The following is a 24,173-nucleotide window of genomic DNA, read 5'->3' on the forward strand; positions in this document are numbered from 1 at the left end:
TGTAGAAAAATCCAAACATTGGGGAGTACACATGGATATCAAAAATGAAATTAAATTACCACTGCATTCAAACATCTGATATTATAAAAGGGCGAGGGAACCCGGCAAAAGTTTCTCGCCCAAAGTCGATTGTTTAAGCAATCGGCTTTTTTAATTTCTCTTTCTCTATTCGATTATACCGATTGATCAGCTCGTCCAGTCGCATGGATTGCTTTACAATTCTTGGATGACTCAGTTTACCGTGCTCCTGCACCAGCAAATGCAATTTTTGCCGCGCCCGCTCAATTTGGATTCGTAAAATCACCTTGGAACTGCTTGTCATTAGTTTCACCCTCCTTGTGTGATATTTTAGGTTTTTATGTCAAATAGTTGCACCACATACAGAAGACAAGTCTCCAGTTATTGGACTCTGTTAAGGCGAGAAAAACAAAAAGACCTTCCGTATGGAAAGCCCTTAGACACACCTAAATGTGCAAAAAATATCACCCGCCTACCCCATGTCCTAATGTGGATACAGCCGTCGTAATAACTATAACTATAAAAGCTGATTCACCTTTCTTGACAGCTGTTTGAATTTCTTTTTAGCATCCTCATTCGTCCATTCCCGGTCCATTTCTAATAGTGTCAAACAGTTAACCACATTTCGTACACTGTTGATATCAACAGATAAACGCAAACCCTCGAGTATGAAATTTATTGCATTACCATGGCCCCTTTTGAATCGATATACGCCTAAGTCGCTATAGAATTGAGGGATTTTTTCCTTCACCACAGAGTTGTCATATGGCCCATATTTCCCCTCTATCTCAATAGACGGAATATACGCCGAAAAGCGCTCCAATATTCGATCAATATCAAAATCAAAGCGGTTAGCCGCTTTGACCATATAGCCCAACGCGTAAAAGATTTCATCTGGCCGGGAAGCAACAAAATCTGCGTATTCCTCTAACGCCGCTGCTTCACCAGATAATACCCGGTACAAATATTTATTAGCAGCTGCCCATTCAGCAAATTGATGAATGCATCGACGTGCTTCTTCGTCGTCCTCACGAATCCACAACTCTCCTTGTTCGTACTTCGAAACATAACTTAAAGCCCCTTCGTAATCCTGGAATTCTTCACAGACGGTGGAACGATAAAGCCAACCATACAAAATATAAAAATAGAATGGCTTTTTCGGTTTGCGTTCAGTTGAAGGGCGTTCATATTGGATCGTAGCGATTCGCAGCATGTCCACTGCAAGTTCATCTACCTTTTTCCACTTATGAGCAGTTCCCATAACATGAAGCAGCGCTTTCAATGCATCGAGCTGATCCGCTTCATCTAAACGACTCACATACGGCTCAAACAAAATGGCTGATCTTAAATTAGCATCTAGATCATTCCCTAACGAGAGCTCGAACAACCGGTAACGGCAAATGGCCAGCCTTTCTGAGTGCTGGAATCTTTCCGCCTCGCTCACCTGGGTATAAATAATCCCCGCAGCTTGTCTATGATCAGAAGCGAATAAGGCTTCCGCCACCTCAAACAAAACGGATGTGTATGACAGATCATTCAATAATCGATGAACCATCCGTTCGATCAAATCTATGCGGTGCAGCTTTGCACACCGGAAAATAAAAGGTCGAATCCGTCGCATGCTTGGGGTAAAAGCAAAGCATTCTTCAACGTATGATTCAAACAAAAAATCTTCAGATAATTCCATCGCTGATGTAATCAACTCTAATTGTCGGAATGAAATAGGCTTCGTGCCTTGTAGAATCCGACTCAACGTACCGGCATTTACATGAGAAATAAGTGAAAATTGAGTGAAACTTAGATTGTGTTTATGCATGTACGTACTGAGTGTTTCACGAATTGTATTGGCCGCCTTCAAACCAGAACCACTCCTCTCCATCACACAAACAATAACCAAACTTTGGCATTTAATTATTGATAATAATATACACTTAATTAACATCGGTCAACAGTATATATCTACTACTGTAATATAAATATCTAAAACCTCAACCTATTCTGACTCTATATGAATATTATATTGGGTTTATTTTAGATACCACAGCTACAAAAGCTGATTCACACTCTCGACCTCTCGTCAGATGTTTGAATTTCTTTTCCGCGTCCTGGTTTACCTATTCCCAATGCATTCCAAATAAGGTATGCTCAAATAAATAACTGATCATTTGCTACATCATGTGTCTGTAAATCCATACAAGGTGCCTTTTTGTACATTCAACCTAGATAAATATCCCTTTTCTGGACGCCTAAAATGATGCTTGGATTTGAATAATCCTTGCCCTCCCCCACAGAAGGACTTCCTAGGTAGGAATCTCCAAGTATAAATGGGGGCACCGCAGCTTCTCTATGATTCAGAGACGAATAAAGCCTCCGCAATATCGAATAGAACTAGAGTATATGACAATGAACAATTCGTTCAACGCAATCCAAACGACTCAGTCACGTAGCGGTTTATCTGTGCAAGTCTATTGTTCGACGGTTCGCTCAACTTCCACGTTTACCTATAACACAAATTATTCGTTCCAAGCTGGCTGCGTAGGATATTGAAGCGGATTCCCCGGCTTCTTAAAGCTGTAGGATGTTTGACTATCCAGATACGAATTATTTTTATTTTAATACTGCCATTTCATTGATTAATTGAGGTATATTACACTGTTAATTTGAATAAATTGATTAATGGTTCGCTCACCTAAATAAACATCTAATTTAATACCTTGGGACTATTTGAAATAAATCATTTAGCATCGGAGGAATAGAAAATGTATATCTACCAATTCAACAAAGAAACTGGCAGGGTTATCACCAAGTTTGATTCAAATTTTATTATGTCTCGAATCCTTAAACTTTCTGGTCAATCTTATATTGGATGTGCTCACTTAGAACGTGAGGGTATTATTGGATATCACCAAGCACCAACTCCACAATTGTTTCTCATAGTGAATGGTGATGGTCGGATCCGTGGGAGTGATAATATAGATTATTATATTACACAAGGCGATGCAGTATACTGGGAAAAAGGAGAATGGCACGAAACTAGAACTGATTCAGGTTTAACAGCTATCATTATTGAAGGTGAAGAAATAAACTCATCAACTCTTCAGTTAATAAGTAAAGAAGGTTCAAAGTCTGAAATCATTAGTGAACGCACACAGTAACAAAAATGATCACGCCAAATAAGCCATCACAGGACGACCGATTGGTTATTTATGGTTTTTATAATCAGGTCAGGTCGCAGCACCTATAATTCGGTAACCCTGAGCTAGTGCCAATAAAATGGCTTATTCCACCGTGATCTCACGATTTACGGGACGAACATCGGCGGACTTTTTCTTGCCGGCACTTCCATCATTGGAAGGAGTGGGTCCTGCCCAGGAGCACAATGCTTGGCTGACGGAAAGACGTCCATGTTCACCCCGATCTCCGATACCACGGCAATGGCGAGATTTCATTCCGTTTTGTGCCTTGAGCGAAGCGGAAAGGAATGGGTATAAAAATGAATGAAATAATATTCAAACCAATGCTAATTAAAATGACCGTTCCAAGTTTTTTAGACGAGGAACGGTTTCAGTTACCGAATTATATTAAGATAAATTTTTATCTTCTACTACCCATGACTAAATTCCTTATTACTTTCTTGAATTTTAGCGATACCCCACTACGATTGAAAACCATTCTTCGTTCAGCCTTGGAGATATTATAGATAGGAGAGGCACACAAAGTAGTGAGAATTACCATAACAATCATGATTGAAAACATTTCATCAGAAAATATATTCTCTGTCAAACCTATATTTGCTACTATTAACCCCATAACTCCACGGGCATTAAGCAATCCACTTATGGCAGATGATTCTCTCCAAGAATAACCTGTTTTTCTTAACGAAAGCACACTAAATCCATATTTCCCGATAAAAGATACTGCGATAATGGCTATGAGTGGCAATATAAATGTACTATTTGAAAATAATCTTATTAGATTTGTGTTCATCCCAGAACATACAAAAAATACAGGTAGAAGTAGTACAACTACTAAATGCTCGAGTCTTAAGGAGACTTCTCTTTGTAATATCTCTTTTCGTGGCATCGCAATTCCAACTAAAAAACCACCAAAGACCGTGTGAACACCAATTATGTCGGTTACTGCTGCACCTCCTAGCACCATAAGAATGATAGCTGCGAATTGGTTTTTCGATAATTTCCCCTGTTTTTCTATCTTATTCCCAAAGCGTCTAAGCCAAGGTTTGAGTATATATAGTATGCAAAGCGTAAAAGCAGTAGTCCCGAGAATTGTAAAGGCTCCCTTAAGTAAATCCGCATCATGGACAAATGATAGTAGTAGTGCAAGTAAAATCCATGCTACAACGTCTTCCATCCCTGCAACCATAATAGTAAAGACACCTAACTGGGTATTAATGATTCGTTTTTCGCTAAGTATCCTTACCACAACAGGGAAAGCAGTAATGGACATGGCTAATCCAGCAAAAAGAGCAACTACTATTGCTGGGTGGATACTGTCAGAAAATTCACCCATAAGAAAGTAAACAGTAACGCCACCGAACAATATGGAGGGGAAAAAACCAAATATTAAAACAAAAACAGAATTTTCAAACTGCTCTCTTTTGAAATAACTAAAATCCAATTCTAACCCTATAAGAAACATATATAGAGTTAATCCGATATTACTTAGTATTGATAGTATCATTATTACATCTTGTGAAAAGAGTTCCTGTTGCAATTCTGGCGCAAATAAGCCAAAAACAGAAGGACCTAAAAGAATTCCGGCACTCATTTCCCCAATGACCGTGGGTTGTTTTAACTTATTAAAAATTTTGGCGATGATTTGTAAGACAGCCAATAGAAATACCAACGCAATCAAAACAGAGGATAGATCGCCATTCAAAGTTATAACCCCTTTTATCAAACTTTATTAGGATTGCTCTAGACTCCATTTTAAAAGGTAAGATTTATTCAAACGTTGAGATAAGTATTGAATACGATATATACTTAACGCTGTAGGATTAATTTCAGTAGACATTAAATAGGCATCTAATGCCAGGTATGGTTCGTCTAACTGTTCGTAACATTCTCCAACCATAAACCAAGCAGCGGAATTATAAGGTGTTCCGAGTTGAGCAGATGTTTTGTAGTTGACAACTGCATCCTCTATTTTGTTAATTCTTTTATTCAAGTCACCTAACCTATAGTGTGTTTTAGGATCGTAGGGATCGTGCTTTACAAACTGTTTTGTCCGCTCTAATGCCATATCCATGTCCCCCAGCCAGATTGCTTCTCGCGCGCGTGTTTCCAAAAGAGGATGGAGGTTCTCATTATACATATGTTTAAAGGGAGCTTGATCGGTTGGAATTTGTTTAGCCCAATGTTCAGCAAGATCAAGTAATCGTGTGGTTTCCTCTCGATTTCCATTAATATAGGGAAGGAAGCTAATAGCTCGATAATACATACTGGCAAAAAAACGATCGGAAGGATCATTTTCAGGGTGTAAATACTTGAATTCTTCATCGGCAACTTCACACCAGTGTTGTATATGTTTCTTATCTCCTTTTACCCTTGCATAATGAACAATCATATTGATCAATGCAATCATGCGAGTATGTGTACCCTTTTTTGTATTTTCAGCAATTCGTAGTAAAATTAATTCTGCTGCGGGAAGTTGTTTAGAATCTACTTTTGTCAGTGCATTTGCATATTTCCATGTTAATCTTGCTTCCTCAGCATAAGAACGAATTTGTTCTTCTGTTCCTGGTTGTACATATTGGAGTACTGTATTATAGAAGCCCAAACGAGTAAGCAAAAAAGCAACGTTATCTTTTTGAATTAAGGTAAGACCTCCCCATTCCTTCAGTAAGTTACACATATTATTCCATTCTGGACTTCGTAAATGTACAGGGAGATGACGAGGGTCATCAATCTGGTATTCAGGTATCCGCAGTTCGTCTGTCAATTTCTTTCTCAGGGATGCTAGTGTATTAATTTGAAAATACGTAAGAGGGAGTTTATCATTTCTTATGAGTTCTTTACCTAATACAGCAACGGAATGAGCATGATGGGGGCCACATACAGTAGGTACCAAGTCAAGATAAGGACGTAAAAGATTTGCACTGATATGAAACAAGGATTCTATTGGATGATTTTTGGTAGCCGCCTTTATTTTATATACTGGTGCTCTAATAATAAGCCCCTCCTATATTATTTATTTGCAATTGATTGAGTATTTTTTATATATGGCGTTGTTAACTCCGCATATTGTTTTCCAATGGAAGTTGCTGCCTTATGTAAGTGTTCTATTGCTGTGAAATTACTCGGGTCAGTTATTGAAGATTGAAGATACCAATTACATGCTTCCTCCATGTCCTCTAATTGTTCATAACACACCCCAACCATGAAAAGCGCATAACTCTTATATGGAAATCCTATCCTTGCCGCTTCCATGTATGCTTCCATTGCCTTGTCAATAAGACCAATTTGTCGATAGGAATCTCCAAGATGCATATGAACTTTCGGATCCATAGGGTCATGCGCCACTAGTAATTTCGCCTTTTCTATTGCCTTGTCTACATCGCCGGTCCAAAAAGCACATTTAATCCCAGTTTCAAGTAGAGGATGCCAGTTCTCACGTGATACAAAAGAAATATACGAATCATCCTTAGGAAATGCCTTGGCGTACTCTTCAGCCTTATTCATGTAATCATTAAGTAAAACATGATTTTTTTGTAGGTAAGGGATAAAAGCAATCGCTCTAAAATACATACTAGCTTGGATCAGTGCGATTGGATCGTTGTCAATTGGGAGTAACTTGAATTGTTCAGTGGCAATATCCGCCCAATATTGTATTTCAGCAAAATTTTTAGCTGTTTTTGAATAATGTACTATTAGACTCCCTGCCGCTCTTACCCTAAGATGTACAGCAGGGGCACTTAGTGCAAGTAGTTTCAACGTCTCCAGACACCGATCTTTAGGAGAAACCAACTTGTTTTTAGCTAAATCAAGACGAGCCGCTAACTCAGCTTTAGACAAATCAGTTGCAATTTCCTCTTTGGTGATCGGTTCAATTAATTGAACTGTAGTTTGATAGAGCCCCATTCGATTAAGTAATGTAACAACACGGTGCTTAGTCTCATTGTCTAAGGAACTCCATTTTTCTAACCAATTAACTAGGTTCCTCCATTGTGGTGTTTGTAAGTCAACCGGTAACTGTTTGGGATGATTACAAATAAATCGCGGTAATCCGCAATTAACAGAGATAAGGTTGCGAATATTAGTTACTGGATTAGTTTGAAGAGGGATGGACTGGTATTCTGGATGAATAACTTGATCGTAAGCACTAATAACTCCTTCTGTAAGAATAGAACCTCCCATAATTGGATCTAGGTTTAAAAAAGGCCTTAATAACCAGGCACTTAATGGCACAAACTGTTTAGACATAACCAAACCTCACTTTAGTTTTATAAATGTCGGGTAAAAAATGTACAAGCTTCTGTTATCCAATGAATGATATTGTGTTTTTTGCGGTACGCATGATTTTCATCTGATAATCGTATAAAACGATGCTCTGTGTTATTCTTCCTTTCCAAAAGTTGATGAAGATTCTCTGCGTCCTCAATTCTAAGTTGGAGGTCATTTTCTCCATGAACTTGTAAAACGGGTTGAGGTGAAGGAATATGATCTAGAGGCTGAGTCAAAACATCAGGTGAAAACGCATAGTTAGCAAAACGTCTAACAAGTTTATCCTTGCTTTGTAACAAAACAGCGGGGTGAATATATCCACTGGTAATAACAACAGCACCGATTACTTCCGAAACAGATTGCATTGTAGCAAATCCTAGATAACCACCGTAACTATGACCATATATACCTATTTTTCCTTTGACAGCTAATCCATTTCTGATTAAATAGTCAATGCAATCTTTTACATCTGCTACATCATCCACACCATATCTAGCAGGTTGGACTGGGGGTAAATTACGATTACGGATACTACTCCCTCGTGGATTTACCAGTACTACATTAAAACCTTTACTAATAAAAGAAAGAACAACAGGTGACCAGTTCGCCCACCAAGAACCTGACGGACCACCATGCAACATCAAAATCGTTTTATCTGTCGTTTTTTGGGGAGCATATATCAAGCATGGAATCAAATATCCGCGTTTAGAATCAATATCAACCACTTCAGGCATCCCAAGATTAATGTTTTCTTGAGGAGGAGTTATCTGAATCGGTATCTCATCTCCCTCTTTCCAAGAAAACAATGAGGCTGGTGAATTTGGAGAGATACCGAGAAAGTAAAGAGTCTTTTCAAACCACGTAGGCGCGACCATCATTGATTCAAAGGTCATCGGTAGTGGCTGCACTTCATTCATACCAATATGGTAAAACATAAAAGATGAGGTAGGCCACTTATCTAAAGTTAAAAGCAATCGTTCCCCGTCAGGATGCCAAACAGGTAATTCACGAAGAGAAATATCAGCGATAGATTGTTTTTCCCCTGTAGCTACATCAACTATCTCTGCGATAAGTCCTTGGGTTGTACGCAATAAACATACTATCTTGTTTCCATCAGGACTCCAACGTCCCCCCATAGGAATTTTAGTAGGAGATCCTTCAAAAATAACCATCTCAGTTTGAGTTTCTGGATCGAAGAGTACGTAATCACAAATTATATTTCCACTTCCATTACTACATCGCCGCTTCATTAGGATTTGTCCTCTAACTGATATATCCGGTTTTAATTCCTCAATTGTCTGACTCTCGACCAACTTAACTATCCTAATTGCTTCCTCTTCGTTTCGGAAGTGGATTAACGATAATTCCTGCTTTCCTTCTCCATTATTAAGAATCCCTAAGTAATACTCTTCGTTGTAAGTAATAATTTCATATGGAGACGGGAATATAGAATTATCTGGAGTGATTAATTGTTGTTTTTTTAAATCCCAAAATTGCAATTGAAATTCATCCACTCGTTCTATAAAAAAACCAATAAACCGGTTAGTAGCTACTGGTGCGCATTGTGACTCTTTTAGTTCTGGAATTACACGAGTCATGTTATGACCCCAGTATAACGCCGTGCCGCTTGTTGCATTCCAAGTAACAATAGACATATTGTTACTTGGAATAGAGTAACTGTCACACCAACCCATATTAGCAATATCACTAGGATCAAAAATGTTCATTTGGTTTTCACCTTCTTTCTTATTGAGAAAACGAGGTATTTATCTACATAATTATGTTTTGATCTATATAGACAAAGAGTGGCCCATTTCAAAATATCACCAATAACGGAATTGGTTAAAAGGGTTTAGATATGGATTAATAGCCGTACTCTACATGACTGAGTACTCCAAACTCCTCCAGTAAGGACTTAGTGTCAACCTGCGAAGAAACAATCTGCTCATTCTTTTCAGTTTCTTCTACATTTACGTTTTCATGGATATTATTCATTTTCCACCCTCCTTCCATATGTTTTTTTAACATTTTTTATCAGTATCCATATTCAACATGGCTGAGTACACCAAACTCCTCTAGTAAGGATTTGTTTTCTTCTTGAGATGCCATGTTTTGTTCATTTTTTTCAGCTTCTTCTTTCATGTTATTCATTTCCATTCATTTCACCTCCCATTACAGCTAAGATCCCGTTAATGGTGTATAAAATGGACCACTGTCTGTCAATACAGTTTAAGATTCTGACTTAACTAACTGATTTATTTCACAGACCTTACATGCTGAGTGCTTTTTTACCGGAATAATTTGTGAAGTCAAATTAGGCTGCATCCCCCACATTGAATTGAGTGTAGTCGGTTTCATAGCTCCAGAAATATATCGAAATGCCTCTCCAGCTATAAACGAGGCAGCCATTGAGCCTGAAGATACAATACCTCCTGAATGACCGGTTGGTAACTCTCTTTGTATTTCGATAGACTTTTCTAAATCTGGATTTTTTTCAATCAATCCTGCGAGATGACACATAATACATGCTGTCTTCCCCGGTATACATAGTGGCCCTACTTTCCCTCCAGTTCCCGTGATAAAGGGAATCTGTTTCTGCATGCATGCCTCACCTATCCATTGTTGAACTAACCAAAGCGGTTGATCAGCACATCCAATGACAAGATCAACCCCATCAAGATATGGAGTAAGACTTTCAGCGCTCGTTAAATATCCAACATGCCCTTCTACCTTGGTTGTGGGAGCGAACTTTTGTGCAACTTCGATCGCACAGTCCTTTTTCCAACGGCCAACATCTGTAGGTGTATAAAGAATGGAACGATTAAGATTTGTAATTTCAATACGATCTCCGTCAATAATATAAATATTTCCGATACCCAGACATAAGAGTTGATATAAAACCCAACTTCCCATCCCTCCAAGCCCAACAACAAGAACTTTTGAATTTCTCAACCTCTCCATATAATCAAAACGTGATATTTCGTCAGTTTCAAACTCTGAGAAAAAATCAACTGTTTTGGCCCAACGGGCATAATCCTGCATTGCAAGGTTGTGCTTTATGTCCAACTTCTCGAAAAAGCCTTCACTTATCAAAGTGTTCAAGAATTGATGATATGAATGCTCATTCTCTCCACCTAACACACGGATTTGAGAAAAAAATTCTTGAATTGTACCTCCTTCTCGCCATGTCTGCAAAAGCTTAATTGTGGAGGAATCCCAGCATTTTAAACTATTGAAACTATTTTTTAATCCGAAGATCATTTCTGTACCCCTGACTATAGTTCTTACTCGAGAACGTAATCTAATTTTGTTTCCTTCCATTATCTTCATTCACATCAACTCCTAATTAGAATATTGAATTCCTTTTGATAGGTATCTACCACTCGTTGCATTTCAGCCATTAAACTCTCTCCACGATCTGTAAATGTGCAATTTAAACGTATGATTTCCAACGCACGATCAAGTTTATCAATGACTTCCTCCAGTCGATATTTTAACTTATCTCCCAACCCCATTTTTACTCCACGAGCCAGGAACACGGCCATTCTAGAGAATACAAATGCTCCATGAACAATTCCAAGCATAGGACGTTGGTCTTGCCGAAATGGTGATACATATCTATTATCTGAATATTCAGGAAAGAAAATTGGATCACTTTCTAATACTAAGGTCAGTCGGAGATGGGACTGTTCGTGTAACAAATGTTCAGCTGTGTACATTTCATCCGAAAAAGATTGGCGCTTTTCAGACATAAAAACAGCTCCCAGATAATTAGATTCCGTAAATGTGGAAGAATATTTGCTCGTATAAGGTACAATTAACTTCGTATAATTGAGTAGTTCTTCCCAGTAATCCGGACAAACCTTTTTAAGCAATGCACAAGCGCGTTGAAAGTTGTCATAAATCTCATCAGATAGCGGGTTTATTGCTGCTAAGTCATAACCATATACTTTGTATCGTTCGTTAGAGTTCATCTTGTTAAACAACATTTCTACCAACAAATCCCCCGCGTCCAATTCAATTCCATCAACTAGCGTATAGCGTTGTTTTACAAATGGGTGTTTTGATTCTACATTTAAGGTTGGCTCTAACAAATCTTTTACAGATATCGTGTATATCTGCTCATGACTTTTTATTAATAAGCACTTTTTTTCAAGTGACAAATATACAATTTCATCTACTTCATTTGGTAATACAATGTGGCGGGGATGACCTGGAAAACGAATCTCATGGTTGTAAACGAGCATTGGGATAGGAAAAGAAGGCCAACAACCTTGCTGAATGAAGGGAATTACCAAATGACGACTAAAAAGTTGTATCCATCTTTCGAGGGGAGCCTGTTTCCCATCTCGGAATATCTCCATTAACTTTACCCAGTAGTAGCAAAAAAATGGATGATTAATAATGTTTATGCGTACATCTTTCGGTAAATCTTGATATAGACATGCCAGGCTATTGTGTATATCAGCTAACTCATTGGAAATATACGGACGCAATTTATCCATTACTTTTGGAATTACCGAATCAAGTCGATCTAAATAGAAGGTTAATTCCTTGTCTTCTTTTATCTGCGCTCTTTCAAGTAAAAAATCATCTTTCATGTTGTTCTCCTCCTCTTTTATAATTTAATCGTTATTATCAAACCCCAGTTTTACCAACTCATCCTTCGAAAGCGGATTAACATTCCATTTATTGCATATATTCTCTATTTTTTTATTTTCAATGATAATTTTCTCCAGCAAATCTCTGCCGAGTGTAGTTAGTTTTAAATTGTGTGTTTCAATAGTTGTAACAGCTTCATTAACCTGATTGACCAGGAATGGAATCCGTTGAGCATATAATTCTTCACCAGTTTCTTCGTAAATACGGATCATTGCTTGGGCAACACGTGTGAATACGAAAATCCCATGATACAGCCCAATAACTGGTCTGGGCCCAGCTCTAAAAGGAGATGGTACAGTAAAGTCGGGACCATGAAGATGTAATGGATCTTTGCTCATTATTGCGTTCAATCTAAGATGACTTGCTTCATGAACTAATCGTTCTACTGTGAAAATTGGTTTGCCAAAAGTATCAGATATAAAGATAGCTCCCGGCCATACGGTAGTAGTAAAAGCATGTCTTTCACCACCCACAAAAGGTACTATCATCTGAACATTCCCTCTAAATTCTGTTACGAACTCTGGCCATGTCCGTTCTAATAGACCTAGGCAATTTTCAATATGCGTTTTCTTCGCTTCAGATATTGTTTCAATCTGTACTAATTCGCTATCTTGAGAAAAATTTCTATTCCATTTATTTAAGTACTCATCCAGAAATGGTTCACCACCATACACTTGTATATTAGTTCTTTGAAGTACGACATGGGACTTTATCATTTCATGAGCAACACTACCACCTATCAAAGCTGTGATCGGTACTTTGCTTGTTAAATCACCTACCCGAATGCTTAAAGAGCTATTTTCGACTGTTAACACTGCGAACTTGTTGTTTTTAATGTCTTCATTTAGCTCAATATCAAAAGGGACATTAGGGAAGATTATCCGTCGATTTTGGACTGGAACCGTTATGGATTCGGTCAGAAGTCCTTCCTTTAAAGCTTCAACAATTCCGAAACGATGTAACTGCATCATCCATGCTTCAAGTGATTTGGGATCATTTTGTCTATAAAGTTCAAACAAATGATAGCACCAATAATAAAAAGTGGTATGTGTAAAAATATTCTTTTGCATAGTCTGTGGAAGAGACGTTAATAAATTTAGGTGCTTTTTGAATCTTGAAAATGTCTCACTTGTTACTTTTCCCTCTAACATTGTTTCAATACGTTTCATTGAATTAATTCTATTTTCAAAATGGTCACTTGTGAATTCATCGTTATCAATACTAACCGGATTAAGTGTGGCTATATAAGTTTTCATTTATACCTTCCTTTCGTGTTTTGTTATCTTATTTCACGTACTGCTTTTTTTGAAGAAATAAAGATACCACATGCAACTAATATCAAACTGGCAAAAGCAAGAGTGTTCTTGGTTCCGTATAATTGTGAACATGACCCTAAAACAAGCGTTCCTAGTGGAATTAAAAACATCGCCAAGGAACTCATAGAACTAAAAATTCGTCCTCTCATTTCTTTTGGCATTTCACCTTGAACATATGAAGACATACTAATCATTGCTGCCCCCGCTGGTAATCCGAGAAGGAAAAAGCCCACAAACATAAAGTACAGACTTGATGATAGTGAAATTACTAACAAAGCGAACGCTTGAATAAATAAATTTAATGAGAATACAATGCCACGTCTATTCTTTAATTTTGTTTTAGGAAAAATAGACATTGATACTACACGGCCTACAGCCCAAACCCCAAGCAATAAACCGAAATATTGGGAATCTCCATTAGAAATATTACTTAACAAAGCAGGGAGTAAAAATGGTATAGCATAAGTAATTGCTTCAAGAAGAGGAAACACCGAAAATTGTGGCCCTAGAACAGGATGTTTAAAAACGAAGGACAGACCATCTTTAGCATCTAATAGGATATTTTTTCTCTTAGATGCTGGGACATGTGTGTCTATTCCTTTTTTTCTCAATTCTTTTGTCATCAAATAAATTAAAGCAGCTGATAACAAAAAACTGATCCCATCTATAAGTAGTACGATAAATATCGGCACGTATGGGATGAGCAAACCTGCAATTGCAGGACCAATAATACTAAAAGTTGTAATAGTACCTAATATCCAGGCATCCATCTTTACAATTTTCGAGTGTTCTCCTTCGGCTAAATCAGGCAATAGCGATTGCACACTCGGATTAAACAAAAGACTTACTACTCCTAGAATTATTGAAAAGGCAGAAATCATATATAAATTTGGAGTTTGTGTTATTAAAAGTGCAGCCATTGTTAAAACTATTCCTGCTCGTATAAAATCCGCTGATAATAAAAGAGTCGTTCGGTTTAGACGGTCTACGATGACACCAGCGAAAATACCGACAATCGCCATTGGGATTGCCATTGAGAAACCGAGTGTGGTCCCCCCCTTAACCCCTTCAAAATTATTATTTACAAACCAAATAAGTCCAACCTTGTTTAGATGATCACCAATTAATGAAATCATCATTCCAAACCAAAGATATCGAAAAGGCGTTGGTGAGGCTTTAGAAATTTCTACTTTTTTATCATTGATTTGCGATTCTAACAATGGCTTCACTCCTAAATTCATTTATACGCATGAAAACGTGTTTTTATATTCATGTAGAACGCCTAGTTGCTTAAGCGATCCAAGATACACATAGAATTTATTTCTTTCCATTTCACTCATATCTTCTTCAATGAGTTCATAAATTTCTTTAGCGCTCTTCGTTCCATCAATTGAAGAAATGATTTTATAGTGCGAACTCTGAAGGCTCATTTCAACACTTAGTGTTCTATTACGTTTATGTTGTATGGTAAGACCCGGGACAAGCTTTTTTTTGTAAATAATTGGACGATATACCTTTTCCATTTCAGAATTAAGAACCAGTATCTCTTCTTCTTTTATTTCTTGAATCTCATTACTTGGTAATACAAATTCATCAATGAGTTTTACAATTGCAGGGGGTAGTTCCAACACACCATCTCTATAGGTATTTATGAAAAAAGTAAGCCCGGATACACCTAATGAACTGACAATTTGCTCTGCATCTTCCTCGCCTATGTCAAAAGAATTACGAGTGCTCCAAAAACGGCTCTTTCCTGGATGTATACGATAAAGCATTTTTACAGTATGATTAACCCGAAGGTAGTGTCTTTGGACATGGTCTTGATACCATTCGGCCGCTTCCTGCTCGGTAATTTCTCCTGAGATTACAGATGCCAGTGCGGAAGCTGCTAAGCTTGCCGAATAAATCGCTCCATGTACGCCTGTGGAAAAGAGTGGATCTACAAATATGGCAGTATCGCCTATCAAAACGTATCCATCTTTCCATAGTGGTGCATCGACAATGTGGTTTGTGTACTTCAAGAGTTTTACGTCTCTAATGAGAGTCGAATTTCCTAATTTCTCTTTAACTAAGCTGGTTGAACATATTTGACTTCTCAACATTTCATTAGGATCTGTAGTTATATCAATAGCATCACCGACAAAACCAACACTCGTTAATTTATCGTTCAAGGGTATATACCACAACCAACCATCCTTAGATACTTCGCTAATGATGTTATTCTCATGAGGTGATTCTAAGCGCTGAGCCCCTTCAAAGTAAGAAGTAAGTGCGATACGTTTATGGCCGTCAATATGTATTGGCAATTTGAGTTTTTTAGGTAAAAATTGAGCCAACCCACTTGCATCAATAACATATTTCGCGTATATCTCTTGATTGTTACCATCATTCATTTGAATCCTTAGACCAATAATACGTCCATTTTCATTAAGTATAGGCTCGCGTGCCCAACAATCAAAAATTACATTGGCCCCAAGTTCCCTCGCATGTTCTAACAACATTTCATCAAAACGAGAGCGAATCACTTGATAAGCATATCCCGGACTAGAAGAATTCATAAACAAGTCAAGTTTCTTTTTCGATTTCCCCCATACAAACACAGCACCAGTTTTTTTAGGAAAACCTTCCGCTTCCAATTTTGGAATAATACCCAACTCTTTAAGATATGGCATCGACATCGCTAGTAAAGATTCACCAATGTGATCTCTCGGGAATTTTTTTCCTTCAAGAACTAACACCTTCAATCCTAAGGAAGCAAGTGTTCCGGCCAAACAAGAGCCAGCTGGCCCACCTCCTACTACTATTGCATCTAATCCTTTATGCTTCTCCAACTACTTTCCTCCTCTACAGCTTTTATTTTTAATTAATGCTGGTAAGGTAGTTCGGCAGTGCCGAAAGAATGACCCTCAATAGTTGAAATTTGAGTTAACAACAGTGTTGTTGCTAGTAAACATAGTGCCGAAATGCTTTTCAGTTTGTTCATTAAGCATTACACCACCTTTTTGTATTTAGATCTTGAAATCATATTATCTTAGTTTTTAAAAGCGTGTTTTTGGGGAATTCGAGCACTTACTCTAATACACATCAATTTACGACACATTTTCTTCATATTTGTATCCATTATATAAATCAATTTATATTTACTAGACAGTCAAAAATTCTATAGTTTCAAAAAGCCAAAGATTTCGCATCAATATCATAGGCAGCCTGCTTGGAATGAATACGAACCACCTGAAGCTAAGTCCGGCGCAATGATTCGAATGACAAAGCTCGAACGAAAAAAGTGAATCAATGTTTCATAGCATTGGCCGTTGTTTGTTGCAAAATAATAGTGCTCAGTTTTGCAGCAATAGTTTATGCAGTCAAAAGTAACTGGTTTGATATGGAAAGGTGAGCAAGATAGGCTCACCAGCCTCTGCGAAGCCTGTCGCTTTGCCCCTTCGCAGTGAATCATGCCCATAGAGGCTCCATTTCAAACCTATGCATAAACCTTACTTGTTGCCGCATATTGACAAAATCCATCGCTGCAAAATTCGGCACTTTTCGATTGCCAAATCAGCTGTTCAGGGCAGGGTCTCGAATGACAGACGGCACGCCCAGATGGTCGAATCGCAGCATGAAGTGATGATGATCACGGCAAACCACTCTAATGTGACTTGTTAGTGAAGCAGATACGGAATAATAACAAGAGGTCTTTCATGTATTTGAGCATCGGCATGGTCAATCGCTCGGAAATCGGGTAAACTACTTTTTTAACCCTTTCAGCAATTTATCCTTTCGTATTGGAACTGTGAAAGCTGGTGCAACAGACCGAATTTCCTTACGAAGAGAAATCATTTTGCTGAGATGGTGGAGGAAGAACTGGTTGGGGCTTCACGCCTGATTAATTATCGTCCTCATAATTTTCTCGGCTGGGGGGCCGCTTTTGAAGCCTCTATGAAAGAAATATCACAATCAACTAAAGATGAAATTTGATTAATCTTCGAGTTTATATGTTCAATAAAAGCATCATTGTTCAATAGTTCCATTATTTGAAGTGATTTTTTCATAAAAATAATCGATTCTGAATTTATACCCATTTTATTAAAATTAAAACCTTTTTGATAATATAATTCTCCAAGTAAATATAAACTCTCATTTTTAAAGCAAGTTTTTATCCCCTTTTCACAATATTTAATTGATTCTTCATAAGATTCTAAACTTGTCAAACTCTTTGCATAATTATAAAAGATACGAGCTATTATCTTAAAATCACTTTTTGGATTTATAATTCCATAGTATTCGATTGCCTTATTAAAATAAGTATTAGCCTGAACAAATTCCTCCTCTTCACAATGAATGATTCCTATACTGTTTAGAATTTCTATTTCTCGCAGGGAATATTTAGCACTCAATGTCAGGGTCAGAGATTGATTTAACAGAAATAATGATTTGTTTTTATCATTTTTTAAATAATACTCGCATATACCCTCATGCCACGTAAGAAATTGAATATTTCTAAGAGTTTGAAATAACGGATTTTTCTTTTCCAGTCTAATGATTTTATCTACTTTGTCGTAATCGCGAGTTCGAATAAATTCACGTACTAGGTCTATCACTTCATTTACATAATCAAGACGTGGTGTCTCAGATATATCAAAAAAGTAGTTTATATCAACTCCTAACCTTCTAGATATTAGATATAACGTCGTCGACAAGGGATAGATTTTTCCTTTTTCAATATTGCTTATTTGCGCTTGTGTACAGATACCACTTGCTAACTCCTTCTGAGATAGACCCAATTGCATTCTAATTGCACGGATGTTCTCTCCTATATTATTAAAATCCATAAATACCCTCCTGCTCTTTACTTTTTCGTATTCAATAAATTAATTTATTATGTTAATTTCATTTCTATAATAGGTATATAATGTATTTTTAATGGAAAAATAATCTATACTGTCGTATAAGAATACTCATAGGTTAGGAATGATCGATGTAGATCTCATCAAGCAGGAAAAGTAACATGATTTACGAATTGCTTAAAGTAGCACTTTAAGTTAGGAGATAAATACATACGGAGTCCGATGATCAGGGAGAAGCCTGCAGTCGTTTATTGATTTCGAGCGCGGGTCTATCTACTACCTTTGCCCGCCCCTTTTGTTAAGCCAAGAGCAAGGTGTATAACGCGGAAGTGAAGAAATGGCTTCATTTAGCCTTTGGGAACTGGAAAACGCATAGTGTATACACGAGTACAAAAAACCAACTGTAGCATGCAAAAAGTAACGCAGGTTCAGTCAAAAGAATCATGCCCTATGTCTCATTTAACCCTGTATTTCGAAGCATAGGGGATGCGCTTACCTAGTTACCATGCTTCTGCATCAGCAAATGCAATATGCCCCACACCCACTCAATTCGAGCTTGAAGAATTATCTTGGAGCTGTTAGTCATTGGTTTCCCCCTCCTTGTGTGATATTTTAGGTTTTTATGTCAAATAATCTAATCATACGCAGAAGACAAGTCTCCAGTTATTGGAATCCGTTGAAGCCTGCAGTAATAAAACCGAAACAAAAAAAATACTTTCCATATATGAAAAGTATTGTGAAATAAACAAATATTAAAAAACTCAATCTTATCCCGTCTAATGTTGTTCAATTGTGTAATGATTGGAGTAGTCGAAGACCTACAGCTACAAAAGCTGAATCACCTCTCTTGACAGCTTTTTGAATTTCTTTTCCACATCCTTATTCGCCCATTCCCGATGTATTTCAGACAGTGTTAGTGTCAAACAGTTAGCCACATTTCGTACACTGTTGATATTAATAGATAAATGCAAACCATCCATTATGAGATTTATAGCATTACTATGGCCCCTTCTGAATCGATATACTCCCAAATCGCTATAAAATCGGGCGAGCTTTTCCTTCACCACAGAATTGTTATATGGTCCATATTTCCCCTCCATCTCAATAGATGGAATGTACGCCGAAAAGCGATCCAATATGTGATCAATATCAAAATCAAAGCGGTTAGCTGCTTTGACCATGTAACCCAACGCGTAAAAGATTTCATCTGGCCGGGAAGCAACAAAATCAGCGTATTCCTCTAACGCGTCGGCTTGTCCGGACAATACTCGGTATAAGTAGGTATTGGCACTTGCCCATTCAGCAAACCGGTGAATATACCTACGCGCCTCTTCGTCTTTCTCACGAATCCACGATTCTCCTTGTCCGTACCGCGAAATATAACTTAAAGCCCCATCGAAATCCTGTAATTCTTCACAGACAGTGGACCGAGCAAGCCAACCATACAAAATATAGAAATAGAACGGATGGTTTGATTTCCGCTCAGTTGAGGGCCGTTCATACTGGATCGTAGCGATTCGCAGCATTTCCACTGCAAGTTCATCTACCTTTTTCCACTTATGAGCGGTTACCATAACGTCAATCAGCTCTTTCAATGCATCTAGCTGATCGGCTTCATCTAAACGACTCACATACGGCTCAAATAAAACAGCCGATCTTAAATTCTCTTCCAGATCATCCCCTAATGACAGCTCGAACAGCCGATAACGGCAAATGGCCAATCGTTCCGAATGCTGGAATCTTTCCGCTTCGCTCACCTGGGTATAAATGAGCGCTGCAGCCTGTCTATGATCAGAAGCGAACAAGGCTTCAGCCACATCAAACAAAACAGAAGTGTGGGACAGATCCTCCAGTAACCGATGAACGATCCGTTCGATGCAATCCAAGCGGTTCAGCTCCGCACACCGAAAAATAAAGGGGCGAATCCGCCGCATGCTCGGAGAAAAAGCGAAGCATTCTTCAACGTACGAATCAAACAAAAAATCTTCAGGTAATCTCATCGCTGATGTAATCGACTCCAATTGTCGGAGTGAAATAGGCTTTGTGCCTTGAAGCATCCGACTCAACGTACCGGCATTCACATCAGAAATACGTGAAAATTGAGTGAAACCTAAATTATGTTTCTGCATGTATGTACTGAGTGTTTCACGAATTGTATTGTCTGACTTCAACCAGACTCACCCCCTCTAGCACACAAACAAAAAACCAAAATTTAGTGCTTGTTTATAGATAATAGTACACCCCAAATTGAACAGCGGTCAACAGCATATATACATCAAATTTAGTCACAAAAAGCGAAAATTGTGATAGGCCCTCTAGGAATCAGGGCATCTATGTCTTTTTTCATTATACAACGAATAATATTTCGTGCAATATTATTCGTGAATTATAAATCGTGATATAAAATTTATTCCTCGTCTATCATGGTTATATATAAAAACTGAGGAGCTATCCGCATTGAGAATAAAGGAAGCAAGGGAAGCCGCAGGCTTTACCCAGGAATCACTTGTACTAAAAATCAATAACTACATGAAATGTACGCTGCGAAACTACCAGAATATAGAATACGGGATTGTGGTCCCTAACGTCACTCTGGCACTGTTGATCGGTCACTTACTGAATGTTGATCCAAGAGAAATAGAGGAATGGAAGTTTGAGCCTATGGGTAAATAAAAATGGATATTCAAGCTGATACCAAGCTCGAATATCCATTTTCTCTTTTTCTATAGGATGCCCTTAAAAAACCTAACGAATCGCTCCAAGCACCTCATACAACATGGCGGTAAATGCCTCCCGGTTCACTTCCTCGCACACTCTGACATTGCGCGGACGCTCCAGACGGTTGTTGATATCTACGAGGCTGTAGCCGCGGGTCAGCTCGCCCGCCGTCTCCACATCCACATGATACATGCCGGAACGGGTCATGATCGATTCGTCGGCCGCTACCGCCATCAGCAGTGTATCCGGGTGTGTCGTGCCCGGCAACCGATGCACCTCTTTGTTGAACTGCTTGACCACTCTATTAATGTCAATAAAAAACTTCGCCCCCGCTGTACCAATTCGCTCAATTTCCTCATGATTGGCATCGTCCATTACCGAATAGCGGGTGCACATCTCCCAACCGACCATCGTGATCGGCACGCCGGAATGCAGCACGATTCTGGCCGCTTCTGGATCAACCCAGAAATTGTATTCCGCCGCAGGCGTAATATTGCCCAGGGAATTATTTGTGCCGCCCATGATATACAGGTGCGGAATTTTCGGGATGATCGCCGGGTCCTTCTGCATGGCCATGGCAATGTTGGTCAGCGGCGCTATCGCCAGCAGATGAATTTCGCCGGGATGGGCATGGATCTTCTCAATCAGAAAATCCACCGCATGCCCCTGCTCCGGCCGCTGAACGGCACGCGGAAAGTTCGCTCCGCCCATGCCGTCGGAGCCGTGCACATCCTCCACCGTCCGGTGCCGCTGCTTTCCGATCGCCAGCATCGGCTTCTCATGCCCTTTGTAGACCGGGATGCTTCCGCCCTTGCCGGCCACCTGAATCGTATAAAGCGCATTTTCCACCTGCTGGTCAAACTGCACATTGCCGCCGGTCATCATCACGCCTTCAACCTGAAAATAATGCATGGCCGTCAGAAGGGCTATCGTGTCGTCCCCTGCCGTATCGGTGTCTATGATGACTTTTTTTCTATCCGTCATTTCCTTGCTTCCCCCTTCTGCTCATCGAACCTTCCGGTTCATCGTCATTACTCATTGAAGCATTCCAGGGGCGCCAACGCAACTATTCCAATTCAATCCACTCAGCAAGCAATGCATCAAGCTGCTTTTGCTTCTCTTCACGATCAGCCCACAGCTCCTGCAGCTTCACCGGATCATCACCGGCCTGTTCCAGTTCGGCATTCGTGGCGGCAAGTGCGGCTTCCTGGGCAGCGATGTGCTGCTCCAGCTTCTCTCGGACAACCGGGACCCGCTCAGGGCCTTCGGCTTTTCCTGGGTTCGGCTGAGCTTTTTTCGCCTTGGGTCCGGCCGCTTCTTTCCCCTTGCCAGCAGCGGATTCTTCCCGCTCCTCCAGGCTCTTGCGGGCATCTGCAAGCTGGCGCTTCTTCTCCCGGTAATCGTCAAATCCTCCCAGGTAAGAAGTCACACGCCCTTGCTCCAGCTCCCAGACCCGCTGCGCGAGTTTGTTGACAAAATATCTGTCATGGGAGATGACCATCACCGTGCCGGGGAAGGCTTCAATCGCCTCCTCCAGCGCTTCCCGCGAATCGATGTCCAGGTGGTTGGTCGGCTCATCCAGCAGCAGCAGATTCGGCTTTTTCATCACCAGCAGCGCCAGCCGCAGTCGGGACCATTCCCCGCCGGACAGCATACGCACAGGCTTAAAGACGTCTGCTCCATAGAACAGATACCTGGCCAGAATACTGCGGGCCTCCCCTTCCTCCACACCGGCTTCCTTCTGGAAAAAGGACAGCACGGGTTCCGAAAGCTTCTCCCGCTCCTCCTGCTGTGCCAAATAGCCGTACTCTACACGCGAGCCCCATTCCACAACGCCGGAGTCGGGCTGCTCCTGACCGAGCAGCAGACGCAGCAGCGTGGATTTCCCGGCACCGTTATCCCCCAACAGCGCCACCTTCTCGCCAAACTCCAGGCTGCCTTCAGCACCGGCCAGAATGGTCCGTCCGGCGTACGCCTTATGGAGATTTTCAAAGCGCACCACCCTTCTGCCTGAACGGTCCTGCGGGTTCAGGTCAAAATCGGCACTCTGCCGCTCCAGCACGGGGCGCTTGATCAATTCCATCCGTTCCAGCGCTTTGCGTATGGAGGCGGCTTTTTTGAAAAACTTTTCATTGTCCCCGATACGTCCCCATTCCTCGAACCGCCGTATCGCTTCTTTCATTTTCTTGATCCGCTTCTGCTGCTCCTGGTAATCCGCGAACTGAATGAGGAGGCGTTCCTCCTTCTCCTTCACATATCCGCTGTAATTGGTAAAGTAGGTGTGCGCCTCGCCGTCCTCAATCTCAATCATTTTGCCGATGACGGCATCGAGGAAGTAGCGGTCATGGGACACGATGATACAGGCTCCTGTATAACCATGTAAAAACTGTTCCAGCCATTCCAGCCCTTTCAGATCCAAATGGTTCGTCGGTTCATCCAGCAGCAGCAGGTCCGGCTTCCCGATCAGCTGGGATGCAAGCACGATCCTGGTCCTCTCGCCCCCTGACAAGGTGCCGAAGACACGATCATATGCGGACTTGGGAATGTCCAGCCCGTCTGCCACCTGATCGATATTCGCATCCATCTCATAACCGCCGGCCTGTTCGAAGCGCTCCTGGAGCGTGGAATAAGCTTTCAGCAGCTTCTCTGTCCTTCCAGCATCGCCCGCAGCTCCGGGAGCGGACATCTCCTGCTCCAGCCGGTTCATCTGGCGGCGGCAATCCTGCAGCTCACGGTAGCTGTATGCGAGCACCTCATGTACGGTCAGTGCTTCGAACTCCTCCGGAATTTGCGGCAGGTATCCGATGCGGATATCCTTTTTATGGGTAAGCAGGCCCTCGTCCGGTTTGTTCTGGCGTGCAATCAGCTTGAGCAGTGTTGTTTTCCCGCTGCCGTTGCGTCCGATCAGCCCCGCTTTCTCGCCTTCATGGATTTCAAAATCCACTCCGTCCAGAATGAGGTTTGCGCCATGATAAGCTTTCAATTGTTGTCCGTTTACAATATACATAATACAGGTCCTCCCCAGGTGATGAAGACCCTGACCCGCACAGCACAAAAAAGGCCGCAGGAATATGCGAGGCCACTGAAGAACTTGCCGTTTTTCATCCTTGCCGGCAAGCCCCATCCAAAAAGAAGACATCCATTCCCATTTT

19 protein-coding genes are annotated in these 24,173 nt (G+C 40.2%); 2 read left to right on the top strand and 17 right to left on the bottom strand.

Annotated features, from left to right (window positions below):
• Positions 1-133: 133 nt before the first annotated feature.
• Positions 134-322 (bottom strand): Spo0E family sporulation regulatory protein-aspartic acid phosphatase, encoded by a 189-nt coding sequence (locus tag ACE41H_RS22440; RefSeq protein ID WP_375357792.1) that lies wholly within the window; start codon positions 320-322, stop codon positions 134-136.
• A gap of 213 nt (positions 323-535) precedes the next feature.
• On the bottom strand, positions 536-1,876 hold the full coding sequence (locus tag ACE41H_RS22445; RefSeq protein WP_375357793.1) for a transcriptional regulator: 1,341 nt from the start codon (positions 1,874-1,876) through the stop codon (positions 536-538).
• A gap of 901 nt (positions 1,877-2,777) precedes the next feature.
• Here ACE41H_RS22445 and ACE41H_RS22450 point away from each other — a divergent pair.
• Positions 2,778-3,173: a cupin gene (locus ACE41H_RS22450; RefSeq protein ID WP_375357794.1), complete on the top strand. Its 396-nt coding sequence runs from the start codon at positions 2,778-2,780 to the stop codon at positions 3,171-3,173.
• A gap of 439 nt (positions 3,174-3,612) precedes the next feature.
• Here the strand turns inward: ACE41H_RS22450 and ACE41H_RS22455 are convergent, their stop codons facing one another.
• The 13 genes from ACE41H_RS22455 to ACE41H_RS22515 all read right to left on the bottom strand — a co-directional run bounded on the left by ACE41H_RS22455 (position 3,613) and on the right by ACE41H_RS22515 (position 20,474).
• Positions 3,613-4,917, bottom strand: coding sequence for a cation:proton antiporter (locus ACE41H_RS22455; RefSeq protein ID WP_375357795.1), 1,305 nt, complete (start codon positions 4,915-4,917; stop codon positions 3,613-3,615).
• 27 nt (positions 4,918-4,944) lie between these two features.
• On the bottom strand, positions 4,945-5,892 hold the full coding sequence (locus tag ACE41H_RS22460) for a tetratricopeptide repeat protein (protein ID WP_375357796.1): 948 nt from the start codon (positions 5,890-5,892) through the stop codon (positions 4,945-4,947).
• Positions 5,893-6,224: 332 nt separating this feature from the next.
• Positions 6,225-7,460 carry a tetratricopeptide repeat protein gene (locus ACE41H_RS22465; protein WP_375357797.1) on the bottom strand — a complete coding sequence of 412 codons (1,236 nt, stop codon included), beginning with the start codon at positions 7,458-7,460 and terminating at the stop codon, positions 6,225-6,227.
• Positions 7,461-7,480: 20 nt separating this feature from the next.
• Positions 7,481-9,208: a S9 family peptidase gene (locus ACE41H_RS22470; protein ID WP_375357798.1), complete on the bottom strand. Its 1,728-nt coding sequence runs from the start codon at positions 9,206-9,208 to the stop codon at positions 7,481-7,483.
• Positions 9,209-9,344: 136 nt separating this feature from the next.
• Positions 9,345-9,476: a hypothetical protein gene (locus ACE41H_RS22475; protein WP_375357800.1), complete on the bottom strand. Its 132-nt coding sequence runs from the start codon at positions 9,474-9,476 to the stop codon at positions 9,345-9,347.
• A gap of 39 nt (positions 9,477-9,515) precedes the next feature.
• Positions 9,516-9,638 (bottom strand): hypothetical protein, encoded by a 123-nt coding sequence (locus ACE41H_RS22480; protein ID WP_375357801.1) that lies wholly within the window; start codon positions 9,636-9,638, stop codon positions 9,516-9,518.
• 72 nt (positions 9,639-9,710) lie between these two features.
• Positions 9,711-10,811, bottom strand: coding sequence for a HesA/MoeB/ThiF family protein (locus ACE41H_RS22485; RefSeq protein ID WP_375357802.1), 1,101 nt, complete (start codon positions 10,809-10,811; stop codon positions 9,711-9,713).
• Between the two features lie 5 nt (positions 10,812-10,816).
• Positions 10,817-12,082 carry an aKG-HExxH-type peptide beta-hydroxylase gene (locus ACE41H_RS22490; RefSeq protein WP_375357803.1) on the bottom strand — a complete coding sequence of 422 codons (1,266 nt, stop codon included), beginning with the start codon at positions 12,080-12,082 and terminating at the stop codon, positions 10,817-10,819.
• A gap of 24 nt (positions 12,083-12,106) precedes the next feature.
• A complete protein-coding gene (locus tag ACE41H_RS22495; RefSeq protein WP_375357804.1) occupies positions 12,107-13,399 on the bottom strand; it encodes an aKG-HExxH-type peptide beta-hydroxylase in 1,293 nt (430 codons plus the stop codon).
• Positions 13,400-13,422: 23 nt separating this feature from the next.
• Positions 13,423-14,679, bottom strand: a complete 1,257-nt coding sequence (locus ACE41H_RS22500) for an MFS transporter (RefSeq protein WP_375357805.1) — start codon at positions 14,677-14,679, stop codon at positions 13,423-13,425.
• 21 nt (positions 14,680-14,700) lie between these two features.
• Positions 14,701-16,290 (bottom strand): NAD(P)/FAD-dependent oxidoreductase, encoded by a 1,590-nt coding sequence (locus ACE41H_RS22505; protein WP_375357806.1) that lies wholly within the window; start codon positions 16,288-16,290, stop codon positions 14,701-14,703.
• Between the two features lie 1,065 nt (positions 16,291-17,355).
• Positions 17,356-18,288 carry a helix-turn-helix domain-containing protein gene (locus ACE41H_RS22510; RefSeq protein ID WP_375357807.1) on the bottom strand — a complete coding sequence of 311 codons (933 nt, stop codon included), beginning with the start codon at positions 18,286-18,288 and terminating at the stop codon, positions 17,356-17,358.
• A gap of 839 nt (positions 18,289-19,127) precedes the next feature.
• Positions 19,128-20,474, bottom strand: a complete 1,347-nt coding sequence (locus ACE41H_RS22515) for a helix-turn-helix domain-containing protein (RefSeq protein WP_375357808.1) — start codon at positions 20,472-20,474, stop codon at positions 19,128-19,130.
• A gap of 286 nt (positions 20,475-20,760) precedes the next feature.
• Between ACE41H_RS22515 and ACE41H_RS22520 the strand changes: the two genes are divergently transcribed.
• Positions 20,761-20,976 carry a helix-turn-helix transcriptional regulator gene (locus ACE41H_RS22520; protein ID WP_375357809.1) on the top strand — a complete coding sequence of 72 codons (216 nt, stop codon included), beginning with the start codon at positions 20,761-20,763 and terminating at the stop codon, positions 20,974-20,976.
• 72 nt (positions 20,977-21,048) lie between these two features.
• Here the strand turns inward: ACE41H_RS22520 and ACE41H_RS22525 are convergent, their stop codons facing one another.
• Positions 21,049-22,005, bottom strand: a complete 957-nt coding sequence (locus ACE41H_RS22525; RefSeq protein WP_375357810.1) for a nucleoside hydrolase — start codon at positions 22,003-22,005, stop codon at positions 21,049-21,051.
• 82 nt (positions 22,006-22,087) lie between these two features.
• Entirely contained in the window at positions 22,088-24,028 is a 1,941-nt protein-coding gene (gene abc-f, locus ACE41H_RS22530; protein ID WP_375357811.1) for a ribosomal protection-like ABC-F family protein, read from the bottom strand.
• Between the last annotated feature and the right edge of the window lie 145 nt (positions 24,029-24,173).

Source organism: Paenibacillus enshidis (assembly GCF_042136365.1).
Classification (GTDB): Bacteria; Bacillota; Bacilli; order Paenibacillales; family Paenibacillaceae; genus Paenibacillus; species Paenibacillus enshidis.